Origin of the sequence: Micromonospora sp. DT44 (assembly GCF_049841635.1) — a bacterium.
Classification (GTDB): Bacteria; Actinomycetota; Actinomycetes; order Mycobacteriales; family Micromonosporaceae; genus Micromonospora.
Window position 1 is genome coordinate 32,185 of record NZ_JBNCKS010000054.1, and the last position, 14,037, is coordinate 46,221.

Annotated in this window: 11 protein-coding genes; 8 read left to right on the forward strand and 3 right to left on the reverse strand. The window is 71.6% G+C overall.

Going from position 1 to position 14,037, the window contains the following annotated elements:
• Positions 1 to 120: 120 nt before the first annotated feature.
• The 3 genes from ACLQ25_RS26065 (at position 121) to ACLQ25_RS26075 (ending at position 2,727) form a co-directional block, all read left to right on the forward strand.
• Positions 121 to 774 carry a G5 domain-containing protein gene (locus tag ACLQ25_RS26065; RefSeq protein ID WP_425733427.1) on the forward strand — a complete coding sequence of 218 codons (654 nt, stop codon included), beginning with the start codon at positions 121 to 123 and terminating at the stop codon, positions 772 to 774.
• A 236-nt stretch (positions 775 to 1,010) separates the two neighbouring features.
• Complete coding sequence (locus ACLQ25_RS26070; protein WP_425733428.1) at positions 1,011 to 1,877, forward strand: DUF559 domain-containing protein; 867 nt, start codon at positions 1,011 to 1,013, stop codon at positions 1,875 to 1,877.
• A 184-nt stretch (positions 1,878 to 2,061) separates the two neighbouring features.
• A complete protein-coding gene (locus tag ACLQ25_RS26075; RefSeq protein ID WP_425733429.1) occupies positions 2,062 to 2,727 on the forward strand; it encodes a hypothetical protein in 666 nt (221 codons plus the stop codon).
• A 39-nt stretch (positions 2,728 to 2,766) separates the two neighbouring features.
• Here ACLQ25_RS26075 and gabT read toward each other — a convergent pair whose 3' ends face one another.
• Both gabT and ACLQ25_RS26085 read right to left on the reverse strand, forming a co-directional pair.
• Complete coding sequence (gabT, locus tag ACLQ25_RS26080; protein WP_425733430.1) at positions 2,767 to 4,038, reverse strand: 4-aminobutyrate--2-oxoglutarate transaminase; 1,272 nt, start codon at positions 4,036 to 4,038, stop codon at positions 2,767 to 2,769.
• A gap of 3 nt (positions 4,039 to 4,041) precedes the next feature.
• On the reverse strand, positions 4,042 to 5,478 hold the full coding sequence (locus ACLQ25_RS26085) for a gamma-aminobutyraldehyde dehydrogenase (RefSeq protein WP_425733431.1): 1,437 nt from the start codon (positions 5,476 to 5,478) through the stop codon (positions 4,042 to 4,044).
• Between the two features lie 143 nt (positions 5,479 to 5,621).
• On the opposite strand from ACLQ25_RS26085, the gene ACLQ25_RS26090 reads away from it, so the two are divergent.
• Positions 5,622 to 7,061: an aldehyde dehydrogenase family protein gene (locus tag ACLQ25_RS26090; protein ID WP_425733432.1), complete on the forward strand. Its 1,440-nt coding sequence runs from the start codon at positions 5,622 to 5,624 to the stop codon at positions 7,059 to 7,061.
• On the opposite strand, the gene ACLQ25_RS26095 is transcribed toward ACLQ25_RS26090, so the two are convergent.
• Positions 7,058 to 8,293 carry an SUKH-3 domain-containing protein gene (locus ACLQ25_RS26095; protein ID WP_425733433.1) on the reverse strand — a complete coding sequence of 412 codons (1,236 nt, stop codon included), beginning with the start codon at positions 8,291 to 8,293 and terminating at the stop codon, positions 7,058 to 7,060. The two genes, ACLQ25_RS26090 and ACLQ25_RS26095, sit on opposite strands and share 4 nt — an antisense overlap.
• A gap of 78 nt (positions 8,294 to 8,371) precedes the next feature.
• On the opposite strand from ACLQ25_RS26095, the gene ACLQ25_RS26100 reads away from it, so the two are divergent.
• Genes ACLQ25_RS26100 through ACLQ25_RS26115 form a run of 4 tightly spaced genes read left to right on the forward strand, consistent with a single transcriptional unit; the run spans position 8,372 to position 13,965 of the window.
• Positions 8,372 to 8,794 (forward strand): YbaB/EbfC family nucleoid-associated protein, encoded by a 423-nt coding sequence (locus ACLQ25_RS26100; RefSeq protein ID WP_425733434.1) that lies wholly within the window; start codon positions 8,372 to 8,374, stop codon positions 8,792 to 8,794.
• Positions 8,791 to 9,123, forward strand: coding sequence for a hypothetical protein (locus ACLQ25_RS26105; protein WP_425733435.1), 333 nt, complete (start codon positions 8,791 to 8,793; stop codon positions 9,121 to 9,123). Before ACLQ25_RS26100 ends, ACLQ25_RS26105 begins: the two co-directional genes overlap by 4 nt.
• A 16-nt stretch (positions 9,124 to 9,139) precedes the next feature.
• Positions 9,140 to 13,528: a toxin glutamine deamidase domain-containing protein gene (locus ACLQ25_RS26110; protein WP_425733436.1), complete on the forward strand. Its 4,389-nt coding sequence runs from the start codon at positions 9,140 to 9,142 to the stop codon at positions 13,526 to 13,528.
• 8 nt (positions 13,529 to 13,536) lie between these two features.
• A complete protein-coding gene (locus ACLQ25_RS26115; RefSeq protein WP_425733437.1) occupies positions 13,537 to 13,965 on the forward strand; it encodes a hypothetical protein in 429 nt (142 codons plus the stop codon).
• Positions 13,966 to 14,037 lie beyond the last annotated feature (72 nt).

Consider the following 14,037-nt stretch of genomic DNA (forward strand, 5'->3'; position numbering starts at 1 on the left):
CAACCACCACCCGGGCCGGGGTATCCGCCGCCGTACGGCCCCGGATCTCAGCCATCCGCCGCCCCGAACTGGTTCCGCCGTGCCAGCCAAGGCGAGCGCACTGCGGTAATCGTCGGTGCGGTGCTGCTCTCCGTCCTGCTGCTCTGCTGTACCGGCGCGGCCATCTTCGGCGTGGTGGCCGGCGAGCCGGAGCCGAAGAGCACAGGCACCGCCGCCGACGAGCCGCAACGACCCGTCGCCGCGGCGCCCGCCGAGCCGACACCTGACGCGCTCGCCGAAGCCCAGTCTCCGCAGGACGCGCCCTCCAGCGCCACACCTTCCAGTGCGGCGCCCTCCAGTGCGGCGCCCTCCAGTGTCGCGCCCTCCCCGGTCGTGCGGGTGACGACCGTGACCGAGCGGGCCACGATCAGGCACAGTGAGCGCACCGTCAAGGACGCGTCGCTGGCCGAGGGCAAGCGGGTGGTCCGCACGAAGGGCGTGGACGGCGTACGGACGCTGACCTACCAGGTGACCACCACCGACGGGGTGCAGACCGGCAAGAAGCTGGTCAAGTCCACCGTGACGAAGCAACCCGTCACCGAGGTCGTCGCCGTCGGCACGAAGAAGAAGTCCAACTGCGACCCGAACTACAGCCCCTGCGTCCCGATCGCCAGCGACGTCGACTGCCTTCCTGGCTCCGGAAACGGCCCCGCCTACGTCCGTGGAACGGTGAAGGTGATCGGCGAAGACATCTACGACCTGGACCGCGACAACGACGGCTACGGCTGCGACTAACCCTCCTGGCCCCCTGCCCCGCCTCGCCCGCCCGCGTCGATCATGGAGTTGTGGTGGGCGGAAGACACCAATTCGAGGTTTTCCGGAGGCACCACAACTCCATGATCGACCCCGCTGACGCGTCGGGGCATAGCACGTGGGGCGTTTTTTGGGGGTTTGGCACAGGGCTGGACTTTGTCCACAGGAGGCTGGGGTGGGGTGGAGGGCGGGGGGCTCGGTGACGCAGATTCCGCGGTATGGCAGAGCGTCTGTATCGATACTCGGAGCTACTCAGTGCCGGCCTCAGTCGCGAGCAGGTGCGCAGGACCGATGGGCAATCCCAGCTGCACCGGCTGTCGCGGAGTATCTACGCGCCACCGGCCGACCGGAGTGGGCACCTGCCGGCGATCTTCCGGCGTCTGCCGGACGCTGCGGTGGTCGGTTACCACACCGGTGCACAACTGCACGGCTTCGGCGACATCCGCAGCCCCGACGTGCACATCATCGTTCCAGCTGGGGAGCGCGTGCCACACATTCAGGGAGTCGTGGCCCACGAGTCGGTGCTGCCCGTGGGTGATCCGGTGCTTCTGGGTGGTGTGCCCTGTGCACCCGCTGCCCGGTGTGCGGTGGATCTGGCGCGGTCCGTGCGTCGAATGGACGCGAGGCCACTGCTGGACCTGTGTCTTCGGGTCGCCGCCTGCCAACCCGAGGAACTCCTGGTCGAGGTCGCTCGGCACGAGCGCCTGCGTGGGATCTGTCAGGCGCGCGAACTGGTCAGCCTCGCCGATCCCCGGACGGAGTGTCGACAGGAAAGTCAGCTTCGCCCTGTGCTGATCGACGGCGGCCTGCCACCCCCAGAGCCTCAGCTGTGGGTCTCGGACAACAACGGGATACCCCTCTACCGCCTGGACCTTGGCTACCGGCAACACCGAGTCGGTGTTGAGTACGACGGCATGTCCCATCTGGACCGCGCCCGCCTCCAGGTCGATCGCTCTCGAATGAACTGGCTCGCCGCCAATGGCTGGCAAATGTGCTATTTCACCGATCTCGACCTCTACCGTCGCCCCGCCCACATCATCCAAACCCTGGCCCCCCTTCTCCGCCCGGGGCCCCGTCGATCATGAAGTTGCGGTGCTCCTGAAGAGGTGCGAATCAGCGCGTAACGCCCACCACAACTCCATGATCGACGGGGCCTGGGGTGGGGCGGGGCCCGGGAGGGGGTGGGGTGGGGGGAGAGGGGGTGAACGGTTGGGGGGTGGTTTCCGTATCAGGCGGTGAAGGACATCGGCTAGGGCGGGAGTTTCGGCGATGAGGGTGCAGCGAAAGCACGTGCTGGCGGCGACCGTGGCGGTGGTCGCCGCGGCGGGCGTGGCGGTGGGGACCGGATTCGGGTTCGCCGACACCGCTCCGGCACGGTCGTCCGTCTGCTCCGGCTCGGTGACGTTCTCGGCGGAGGCCGGTGCGCCGGCGGCGACCAGCGATCGGTTCCCGGTGGGTACGCGGCTGCGGGTGACCAACCTGGACAACAACCGCGCGGCCACGGTGACGGTGACCGGCCCGTCGGGGAGCTGTGTGCTGCTCAATGCCACCGCGATGGAGCTGGTGCGGGAGCCGGGCAAGAACGTGATCCGCCGCAACGTGGTGGAGAGGCTGGACGGCGTGGCCGCGCAGCCCGCCCCCGGTGGCGTACGCCCCGGTGCCGCCTCGCCCGCTGCCCCGCGCCCGGTGCCCGGCTCGGCCTGCTCGGGTGCGATCAGCTTCTTCGCTGAGAACGCTGCCCCGGCGGCGACCAGCGGGCAGTTCCCGATCGGTACGCGGCTGCGGGTGACGAACCTGGACAACAAGCGGGCGACCACGGTGACGGTGACCGGCCCGTCGGGTAGTTGTGTGCTGCTGAACACCGCCGCGATGGACCAGATCCGCGAGCCGGGCAAGAACCTCGTGCGCAACAACACGGTCGAGGTGCTGCGCTGACGGCGGTGCAGGGGCCCGACGCGGGCCCCTGCACCCACGTCAACCGAACGCCGCGTCGAGGATGTCGGCGCCCCGGGTGAGCTGCGCGTCGGGGATGGCCAGCGGCGGTAGGAAGCGCAGCACGTTGCCGTACGTGCCGCAGGTCAGGGTGAGCAGGCCGGCGGCATGGCAGGCCGCCGAGATGGCCGACGTGGCGCTCGGGTCGGGGACGAGCGTCCCGGGCTGAACGAGTTCGACGGCGAGCATCGCGCCCCGGCCGCGTACCTCGGCGATCCGGGGATCCCGCTCGGCGATGGCCCGGAGGCGGGGTGCCAGCACGGATTCGATCCGGCGGGCCGCACCGGCCAGGTCCAGTTCGTGCATGGTCTCGATGGTGGCCAGCGCGGCGGCGCAGGCGATCGGGTTGCCGCCGTACGTGCCGCCGAGCCCGCCGACGTGCACCGCGTCCATCAGGTCCGCCCGACCGGTGACCGCCGCGAGGGGCAGCCCACCGGCGATGCCCTTGGCGAGGGTGACCAGGTCGGGTTCGACGCCCTCGTGCTGGCAGGCGAACCAGTCGCCGGTACGGCAGAAGCCGGTCTGGATCTCGTCGGCGACGAAGACCACCCCGGCCGCCGTCGCCCACGCGCGCAGCGCCGGCAGGAAACCCGCAGCGGGTACGACGAACCCGCCCTCACCCTGGATCGGCTCGATGAGCAGCGCGGCGACGTTCTCCGCGCCGACCTGCTTCTCGACCATCTCGAGGGCCCGTGCGGCCGCCTCGGCGCCGGATAGCCCGCCGTCGCGCAGCGGGTACGACATCGGCACCCGGTAGATCTCCCCGGCGAACGGCCCGAACCGGTGCTTGTACGGCATGTTCTTCGCGGTGAACGCCATGGTCAGGTTGGTCCGCCCGTGGTACGCGTGGTCGAACACCACCACCGCCGGTCGTCCGGTGGCATGCCGGGCGATCTTGACGGCGTTCTCCACCGCCTCGGCGCCGGAGTTGAACAGCGCGGACCGCTTCTCGAATCCGCCCGGCGTCAACGCGTTGAGCTGTTCGCACACCGCCACGTACGACTCGTACGGTGCGACCATGAAACAGGTGTGGGTGAACCGTTCGACCTGGGCGCGGACGGCCTCGACCACCCTCGGCGCGGAGTTGCCGACGCTGGTCACCGCGATGCCGGCGGCGAAGTCGATCCACTCCCGTCCGTCGACGTCGGTGAGCGTGCCGCCCGCCGCGGAGTCCACATAGGATGAAATGACGCTGCCGACACCACGGGCGACGGCCGTGCCCCGCCGCTTGTGCAGTTCGTCAGAGGTGGCCATGGGTCAGCCCTCGATGTTGTGCATGACGTGCTTGATCCGGGTGTAGTCCTCCAGGCTGTAGACCGACAGGTCCTTGCCGTGCCCGGAGTGCTTGAAGCCGCCGTGCGGCATCTCGGAGACGAACGGGATGTGCGTGTTGACCCAGACGCAGCCGAAGTCGAGCCGTCGCGTCATCCGCATCGCCCGGCCGTGGTCGCGGGTCCAGACCGACGCCGACAGGCCGTAGTCGACGCCGTTGGCCCAGCGCACCGCCTCGTCCTCGTCGGAGAAGCGCTGCACGGTGATGACCGGACCGAACACCTCGTCCTGGATGATCTCGTCGGCCTGCCGCAGCCCGGACACGATGGTGGGCGTGTAGAAGTAGCCGCGCTCGCCCTGCCGGGAGCCGCCGGTCTGGATCGCCGCGTGGTCGGGCAACCGGTCGACGAAGCCGCTGACCCGGGCGAGCTGGTTGGCGTTGTTCAGCGGGCCGTAGAGCACGTCGGCGTCGTCCGGCGCGCCGGTCTTCGTGGCGCGGGCCTGCTCGGTGAGCGCCGCCACGAAGTCGTCATGGACGCCGGGACCGGCCAGCACCCGGGTGGCGGCCGTGCAGTCCTGCCCGGCGTTGAAGTAGCCGCCGACCGCGATGGCCTCGGCCGCCGCCGCCACGTCCGCGTCGTCGAAGAGCACCACCGGGGCCTTGCCGCCCAGCTCCAGGTGGGTGCGCTTCAGGTCCGGGGCCGCCGCGGCGGCCACCTCCATGCCCGCGCGGGTCGAGCCGGTGATCGACACGAGCTGTGGGGTCGGATGCGACACGAGGGTACGACCGGTGTCGCGGTCGCCGCAGACCACGTTGAACACCCCCGACGGGAAGAACTCGGCGGCGATCTCGGCGAGCAGCAGCGTCGACACCGGAGTGGTGTCCGACGGCTTCAGGACGACCGTGTTGCCGGCGGCGAGCGCCGGGGCGATCTTCCAGATGGCCATCATCAGCGGGTAGTTCCACGGGGTCACCTGGGCGCAGACCCCGATCGGCTCGCGCCGCACGTACGAGGTGTGCCCGGCCAGGTACTCCCCGGCCGAGCGCCCCTCCAGCAGCCGGGCGGCCCCGGCGAAGAACCGGAACTCGTCCACCGCCGGGGGAAGCTCCTCCTCGGTGGTGAGTTGGCGGGGCTTGCCGGTGTTGCGTACCTCGGCGTCGACCAGCTCGGCGGCCCGTGCCTCCACGGCGTCGGCGAGCTTGAGCAGTGCCCTCTGCCGCTCGGCGGGGGTGACCTCCCGCCAGCTCTCGAAGGCGGTGGCGGCGGCGTTCATCGCCGCGTCGACGTCGGCGGGGCCGGAGACCGGCGCCTGCGCGAACACCTCCCCGGTGCAGGGGTCGACCAGATCCGCGTAGCCGCCGTCGGCCGGGTCGACGTAGGAGCCGTTGACGAAGTTGCGCAGCTGCTGCTGGTCACTCATGACGGGATCACTCCGAGGGGGGCCGGGGGTGAGGTCTGCGGCGGTTATCGCAATCTGCCTGCCATCTTCGCTACTGAATCCGCAGCAGACAAGGGCTACGGCGACTGTTTCCGTCGACTGCTGTCTCGTCTACGCTGCACGGCGTGGAGCCCGCACCCTTCTTCGTCGCCTCCCGTCCCGCCTCCGGCACGGGCGAGTTGACCGTCCACCACCCGTACGACGGTCGCGCGGTGGGGCGTACCACCTTTGCCACCAGCGACCAGGTCGAGGCCGCTGTCGCGGCAGCGGCCGGGGTGGCCGCGCACGCCGCGGCCCTGCCCGCGCACGCCCGCGCGGCGGCCCTGGACCACGTGTCCCGGCGGCTCGCCGAGCGTGCCGACGAGGCCGCGGCGCTGATCACCGCCGAGAACGGCAAGCCCGTGAAGTGGGCGCGCGCCGAGGTCGGACGGGCGGTCTCCACCTTCCGGTGGGCGGCCGAGGAGGCCCGACGCTTCTCCGGTGAGCTGCAACGGCTCGACACCGATCCAACCGCCACCGGCCGGATCGCCCTGGTCCGACGGGTGCCCCGGGGGCCGGTGCTCGGCATCGCGCCGTTCAACTTCCCGCTCAACCTGGTCGCGCACAAGGTCGCCCCGGCCATCGCGGTCGGTGCGCCGATCATCGTCAAGCCGGCCCCGGCGACGCCGCTGTCCGCGCTGCTGCTCGGCGAACTGCTGGCCGAGACGGACCTCCCGGCCGGCATGTTCTCGGTGCTGCCGCTGCCCAACGACCGCGCCGCCGAGCTGGTCGCCGACCCGCGGCTGCCGGTCGTGTCCTTCACCGGGTCCGGGCCCGTCGGGGCGGCGATCCGGCGGCAGGTACCGGAGAAGCACGTGACGCTGGAACTGGGCGGCAACGCGGCGGCGGTGCTCTGCGCGGACTGGACGTCCCCCGACGACCTGGACTTCGCGGCACAGCGCATCGCCACCTTCGCCAACTACCAGGCCGGCCAGTCCTGCATCGCCGTGCAGCGGGTGTACGTGCACCACGCGCGGTACGCCGACTTCCTGCCCCGGCTGGTGGCGGCGGTACGCGCGCTGCACACCGGGGACCCCGCCTCGGAGCTGACCGACGTCGGCCCGCTGGTGTCCGAGGACGCGGCCCGCCGGGTCGAGGCATGGGTGTCCGAGGCGGTCGTGGCCGGCGCGACGGTCGAGGTGGGCGGCGTACGCAACGGCGCGACGTACCCCCCGACCGTCCTCACCGGCGTGCCGGCGGGCGCCAAGGTCGTCGCCGAGGAGGTGTTCGGGCCGGTGCTGGTGGTCACCCCGGTCGCCGACGACCAGGCCGCGTTCGCCGCGGTCAACGATTCGGCGTACGGGTTGCAGGCGGGCGTGTTCACCCGGCGACTGGACGTGGCCTTCGCCGCCGCGCGAGTCCTCGAGGTGGGCGGCGTGATCGTCGGCGACGTGCCGTCGTACCGGGCGGACCAGATGCCGTACGGCGGGGTGAAGGGCAGCGGAGTCGGCCGGGAAGGGCTGCGCAGCGCGATGGACGACTACACCGAACCGCGGGTGATGGTGCTGACCGGGCTCGACCTCTAGGCCCAGGTGCCGTCGTCGCGCACCCGGGAGGGGGCGCGGCCGAGCAGCAACGTGGTGAGCGCAGCGTCGACGTTCTCGCCGAGGAACCAGTCGCCGGCCTGGTCGAGGGCGAAGACCCGGCCCCGCTCGTCGACGGCGAGGATGCTGTCCTGCTGCTCGGTGCCGATCGGAAAGAGCCGCACGCCGAGCACCGCGCCGAAGTCGGCGAGCGTGTCGGCGGTGTGCGCGATCATGTGCGGACGGATGTCGAAGCGGGAGATCCACACCTGCTGGCCCGGGCCGCGCCGGGCGCCCACCAGGCTCGGGAACGCCGTCAACGCCTCCACGGCGGCCGGGAAGGCCTCGTGTCGGTGTGTCCTCCCGGGCACGGCGGTGACGTCCCGTACGCCGGCCGCCGCCATGATCTGATCGCCGATGTGCGGACGCCATCCCGCCGCCACCAGCGCGTTCGTCACCTCGGGCGGAAAGCGCCCCGGGTCGGGGTCGGGCGCGGCCGGAGCCCGCCACGTCTCGGTGTAGGCCCGCGCCGCCTCCGGCAGGACGTTGGCGCGTACCAGGAACGTGGTGCACGAGTCGCACGGCAGTTCGGCGACGCCGCCGGCCGGATCACCCGGCTCACGGATCCGGAAGATCTCGAAGCGGGCGGCGTCCAGCAGGGCCGCCGCCTCGGCCCGACCCATCGGCTCGATGCCCTCGGCGGCCCGTCGGTGGTCGTACTCGTGCAGCACGTCGGAGACCACGATCAGCTCGGCGTGACAGTCGACGCCGCGTACCAACTCGCCCGGCGGCCTCTCGTCCAGGTAGGCGCGCACGAGCGGATGGTGGTTCAGGGTCGCGGGGCCTCTCGTGCCCTGGGCCGTCCAGATGCGACCGTCGAGAGTCAGGTGCGCCACCGTGTTCGGCGTCGGACCCCGGTGGATCTCCCGGATCAGCAGGCTCGACGCGTCGATCGTGCGCGGCGCGGTCGGCCCGCTGGGCTGACTGCGCCGGTACAGGTCCGCCACCACCGTGGCCGGCACCCGGGGCCAGGTGGTGACCTTTCCGGTGCGCTTGTCGATGACGGTGGTCGGCAGATCGCCGGGGATCGCCCGCGCTGCACCCGAGACGATCGAGGTGATGACGAAGCCCAGGTCGAACTCGTCGACCAGCGGGGTGCGCTCGTGGCCGAGGCGCTGTGAATCGCGCCGAGCCCAGGCGGACGCGAGCTGCTCAGCCTGCTGACGGTCGATCACACACCGAAACTACCGGACTACGCGGATCGATGGCGGCCGGTATGGTCTTGGATACCGACGGTGACGGGAGGAGTGGCGGTGAGCGAACGCGTGGACCGGGACGCCAATCGCGAGCTACGAGCCCGATTCGACGACGTGTACGGCCAGTACCAGCAGCTCAGATCTGGTTTGGACACTCTTGCGGCACGGCTCGCCGAGCTACGGGTGACCCGCCGCTCATCCGATGGACACGTCACGGCGACGGTCGACGCGCAGGGCCAGGTCATCGAGGTCGTCCTGGCACCGGCCGCCTACCGGGCCCGGGACGCCGAGGCGCTGGGCCGGAAGATCACCGAGACGATCCGGGCCGCCGTGGCCGCCGCCACCCAGGCAACCCAGGCCCTGGTCGCCGAAACCATGCCGGCCGGCTCCGGCTCGGCGGATTTCCTGCGTACCGGCGACTTCGGTGCGTTGCTCGGCCGCGCCGACGCCGTGCTCGGCCGCCGTGCGGGGTCGGCATGACCGACGGGCAGCTCTGGCTGGACGCGTCCCGTGCCCGGCGTGGCGGCGCCGACCTGGCCCTGTCCGGCGAGGCGGTGACGGCCCGTCGCGCGGCGGAGGGCGGCGAGATCGAGGCCGCCAGCGGCGCCCGCCCGTGGGGGCGCGACGACATCGGCGCGGCGTTCGAGCGGAGCTACCGCGGCATCGAGCAGACCGTGCTGCGCGCCTGGGCGGGCGTCGGTCAGCGAATCACCGAGCTGGGCGTCGACGTGGTCAGCGCGGTCGACGCCAGCGTGCAGACCGACCAGAGCAGCGCCGCCCGGCTCGACCACGCCGCCGACCAGCGCTGACGGCGGGGCGATCCGGATGAGCGTGCTGCCCAGCCCGATCCCGCACCCACTCGACTACGCGCCCTGGGACGTACCGGGCTGGATCTACGAGGCCCTCGACTGGGCCGTCGGTGTGCAGTGGCCGGAGGGCAACGAACGGGCCGTCTGGGACGTCGCGGATCAGTGGTACGCGGTCGCCTCCGTTCTCGCCGGCCCGCACGCCGACGCCGCGGCGGCCGCCACCGAGGTACGCAGCGGGTACGGCGGCGTGGGAGCTGTCGACGCCGCGTTCGAGGCGGCCTGGCGAGCCATCGCCGAGGGCGACGACGCACCCCTGCCGGTGCTGCTCGCGGTCACCGCCGATCTGGGCCGCCTGGTCGAGGAGTGCGGCTGCGACATCGAGGGTGCCAAGATCGAAGTCTGGATCGAGCTGGGGATCCTGGTCATCGAACTGATCTCGGTGGCGGTGGCGGCGCTGCTCACCGCCGGGGCGGCGTCTCCGGCGGCCGGCGCGGCCGTCACCGCGACCCGGCTGCTCATCCAGCAGATCTTCAAACGCCTCATGGGGCAACTGGCCAGCAAGGCTCTGCGGCGCGGGCTCAAGGAGGCCGGCGAGCGCGCGGCCAAGGAGGTCGCCAAGGGCGGCGTACGTGGGCTCGCCAAGCGCGCCACCCGGGAAGGGCTGGAGGAGGCGGCCGAGGAGTCCGGGATCAGCCTCGCCACGCAGGCGTACCAGAACTCGACGGGCCGGGCACACGGCGTTGACCTGACCGACCTGGGCGCTTCGGCGGTCGGCGGGCTCGCCGGCGGTGCGGTCGCGCCGCTGGCCGGCCTGGGCCGCCACGCGACCGGCCGCGCGGCGCGAATCGGCGAGCACCTGGGTCGGGAGATGACCGGCGAGATGCTTGCCGAGAGCGCCGCCAGCGTCGCCACCGGACAGGGCATGGCCTCGGTCGACGACGTGGTACGCGCCGCCGCGTCCGGCGTCACCGGCTCGACGACCGCGCAGACCGACCACGCTCTGCAGGCACGGCTCCGCGCACAGGCCGACGCTCTGGCCGGAGCGTCCCTCGCCGGCCCGTCGCTTTCGATCCCGCCCCCACCACCGGAATTCGCGACGTCCGGGCCGGCGACGTCTGCGCCGGTGTCCTCAGGGGCGGTGTCTGGTGGGCCGGTGTCCTCCGGGGCGGTGTCTTCTTCGTCGGTTCTGGCGGGGGACGGCGCCGGAGCGGTGGGCGCGGACGTCGCCGGTTCGTCGGTCTCGACAGCAGCCGGCACTCCCGGGCTGCCAGCCGACGGGCACGGGGCGAGTGCAGCACGACCGGCGGTCGGGGGTGATGTCGGGCTCGCGGCTGTTGCGGAGCCGGGACGTGACGCGGCTGCGCCCACACTCTCGGGGGTCACCACGCCCGTCGCCGGTGTCGTAGACCCGGCCGGCGGGTCAAGTGTCGGCGTCGCTCCGGCGGTCACCCCGGCGGCGATCGACCCGGCCGGCGTCGTCCCAGGCGCCGGCGGCACCGTACCCTCGTCGTCCGGTCTGCCCGGGACCGCCGCGGCCGTGTCGTCGACGGTCCCGACAGCCTCACCGCCCACAGTGGTCGGACCGTCGTCGGGCCCTCCGCCTCCGTCGGTCGCGGCCTCGTCGACTTCCGTGACCTCGACGACCGGGCCGGTGCCGGCCGTGGGGGCGGTGCCGACGGTCGGCCCGGCGGCGGCGAGCACTGCCGGGCTCTCGACGCCGCTCGCGTCCGTCGGCCCTGCCCCGGCCATCGCGCCACCGCCAGCGTCCCCGTTCACGCCCACCGGGCCGACGGTCGGCGCGTCACCCGACGGCGTCGGCAGGTACGGCGCAGCCATGACCCCGGTGGACGGCAGCGCGGTGGCCGCGCCGGCTGGCCGCCACTCCGCACCCGAGCGGACCTCGACGCGGGAGTCGATCGCGCCAGCTCGCGTACCCCGGCAGAGGACGGGCGGTCGCGCGTCGGCGTCCGTCGACGTGGTCGCGTTCGGCGACCCGGTGGAGTCCGCGACCGACGTCGACGACTGGTACGCGGCCCAGTGGCTCGCCGAGGCGGAGGCCGCCGAGCGACGGCGCTACCAGGGCCACTTCGAGGCACAGCGGATCGGCTTCGAGAACAACCGCCGGCAGGCAGAGGCCGCCCGCCTGCGGGCGCGGGCGGCGGAGCACGACCGCAGGGCTGTCGAGTACGCCAACTACGCCCGACAGTTGCACCAGACCGGCCACCGGCAGTGGGCCGACGGCTGGCAGCGGGCGGCGAACGACGAGACACGCGCGTACGCCCACTGGCGTGACCTCGCCAACGACGTACTGGCGGGCATCACGGCGCCGCCGGTCGTCGACCTGGCCGACGGGGCCTTCGCGCATGCCAACAGCGACGTGGGCGCACTCGCGCTCGGCGCGGTGGAGACCGGCGGCCCGTCCCGGCTCACCGGCGACGACGTCCCCCCGCCGATCGACGACTCCCGCCCGTACGGGCAGCCGGGCGGGCTTCGGCCACCACTGGCGCTGCACCAGGTCGACGTCGAACGGCAGATGCCGCGCGAACGCGACGGCACCGTCCGACGTACCGCCGATCCGCGCCAGGGCGGCTGGTTCCGCCTCCTGAACGACGGCGGTCCCCAGGCCGACGCCACCCGTGGCATCAACTGCCTGGACTGCACCCTGTCGCTGTTCGAGACCTGGGTGCACGGGCGACCGCGGGTGTCCGCGCCGCGCACCTTCGACGGCTACCTCGACGGCGACATCCGACGCCCGATCCGTGGTGAGGCGGGTGGCCCCGGCCGGGTGGAGGACGTCACCGGCGGACGCTTCCAACGCGTCCTCACTCCCGGTCAGCCGTCAGACCCGGCGCAGGCCCGGCAGGGGTACGCCAATCTGCACGACCAACTGCTGCTGGGCGGCCACGGCAGCTACGCGTTCCTGATCACCGAGTGGGCCGGTGGCGGCTCGCACGCCTGGGCGGCACTCAACCAGAACGGCACGATCCTCTACGTCGACCCGCAGACCGGCCTCGTCCGCGATCATCCGCTCTATCCCGACGTGGTCGGCATCGACGCGCTCGTACTGGGCGGAGACGGCCGGGCGATGCCGCTGGGAGGACTGCCCCGGGGCCGGTTCAGTGAACGCCCCGACCTGCCGACCCACCCACCCGGGTACGACGACGGCGGCCACGGCGACCCGTACATCAACCGCATGTACCTGTTGCTGGACGGCCCCGGCTCGGTGCCGGACGGCCCGCCGTCTGATGCTCGCGTGACGCAGCCTCCGACCCGGTTGCCCGCGCAGGCCGGCAGTCTGGATGAGGTCTTCTCGGCCGGGATGAGTCCCGCCGACTTCGCGAGGGCGGTGGATCCGCCGACCCTCCGGCGGCTGGTGCCCAGCCTCGACGACGCGGCCGCGCGGGACGTGTCGCGGCTGTTCGCCGACACCCGAGTCCGCGACATGCTGGACACCGCCCTGCGAGAGCCGCCCCCGAACGAGCCGCAGCTGGCCGAGAAGTTGGCCCGGCAACTGGCGCAGGCGCCGGATCTGGCACGAATCATCCTCGCCACACCCGAACTGGCGAACTCACTGACGGCGCGGCCGTTGACGCTGCACCACCTGGCGAGCCACCAGCAGGCCATCGACGCCCTCGCCGACGTACTCGACGACATCAACGCGCGGGAAGCCGCAGGAGTGGGCGCGGAGCCGGGTTCGGCATTGCCTCAACCGGAACCCACACCTCTCACCGCCGATCAGTTGCGGATCAGCGCCAGCTTGCAGACGCGGCGGGGGCCTGTTGCCCAACCGGGCTTCGACAGGCGTCGGATCGGCGATCCCAGCTACCGAAGTAGCTATCTCAACGCTCTGTACGCGGCGGCAGTCGATGCCCAGGCTGACCTGAATCAGCTCGCGACGGCGCTGTCTGCTGTCGACGGTCGTGCTGTGGGTAACCCAGGTTGGCGTTCCCAACCCAAGGATCGAGGGCGAGCCGAGGACAAGGTGGACGGGCGGCAGGGCGACGCGTCGACGCTGCTGGATCTAGCGGCGGCGAAGGTTGAGTTCAGCTCTCTCGACGACCTTTATGCTGCGCTTGCTCGGATCAAGGAGAGCCCGGGCGTCGTGATTGTCCGGTGCGAAGATCGTTTCATCACACCAACGAGTAGTGGCTACCGTGACGTGCAGCTTGTCCTGCGGACACGGAATGGGCACCTGGCGGAGTTCCGTCTGCACCTGGCAGCGCTTGATGCGGTAGCGATCTGGGAACATGCGCTGTATGAGGTACGCCGCGACATCGACGCCCTGGCCCGCCTCAAGGGTCGAGATTTGACAGGGCGCGAAGCGGCGATCGCAGATGGGATTCTCCGACGCGAGCAGCAGTTGTTCTGGGAAGCCCTCCAGTCGACCCGTAAAGGTAAGTTCTAGTGGTGCAAATGCCCGGTCTGGTGCTCCCGTCCTACTACCTCTACCACCAGTCCCCCGTCAAGATCGTGAAGACACCCGACGGTGGTGCCCGGGTGTGGCGAGTTGCAATCGACACGGGAGGCTGGCAGGCGAAGAACGACATCTTCTCGGAGATTGTTTTCGACGTCGGGGGAGACATCTTTCGCCGTTCCGAGGCGGACTTCGTTCAGGAGGTAGAGGCGTTCCGGGCCTACTACCTGGAGGGCGAGGGACCGATCTTCGCGCTGTACGAGACGGTGCGATCGATTGAGGATCTGGCAGCCGCTGAGGGGCGGCACCTGACGCCGCGTGAGCAGGCTCTCATCCGGGGGATTCGGCAGCGAACCTTCGTGATGTTCGAGGAGCAACTGCGTGCGGCCGGCGATCCGGGTGCCGATCCCGATTTGGCTGCCCGCTAGATGATCGATTCCAAGGGATGTGGGACCGCAAGTAGACGCGAGGGCGTCCATGATCGGCGTTGTCTAGGCAAC

What these genes read in the sequence shown, in the direction of transcription:
- gabT (WP_425733430.1), bottom strand. Translation starts at nt 4,038, where the DNA reads ATGGCCACCTCTGACGAACTGCACAAGCGGCGGGGCACGGCCGTCGCC.
- ACLQ25_RS26105 (WP_425733435.1), top strand. Translation starts at nt 8,791, where the DNA reads ATGACCGACGGGCAGCTCTGGCTGGACGCGTCCCGTGCCCGGCGTGGC.
- ACLQ25_RS26115 (WP_425733437.1), top strand. Translation starts at nt 13,537, where the DNA reads ATGCCCGGTCTGGTGCTCCCGTCCTACTACCTCTACCACCAGTCCCCC.
- ACLQ25_RS26110 (WP_425733436.1), top strand. Translation starts at nt 9,140, where the DNA reads ATGAGCGTGCTGCCCAGCCCGATCCCGCACCCACTCGACTACGCGCCC.
- ACLQ25_RS26085 (WP_425733431.1), bottom strand. Translation starts at nt 5,478, where the DNA reads ATGAGTGACCAGCAGCAGCTGCGCAACTTCGTCAACGGCTCCTACGTC.
- ACLQ25_RS26070 (WP_425733428.1), top strand. Translation starts at nt 1,011, where the DNA reads ATGGCAGAGCGTCTGTATCGATACTCGGAGCTACTCAGTGCCGGCCTC.
- ACLQ25_RS26075 (WP_425733429.1), top strand. Translation starts at nt 2,062, where the DNA reads ATGAGGGTGCAGCGAAAGCACGTGCTGGCGGCGACCGTGGCGGTGGTC.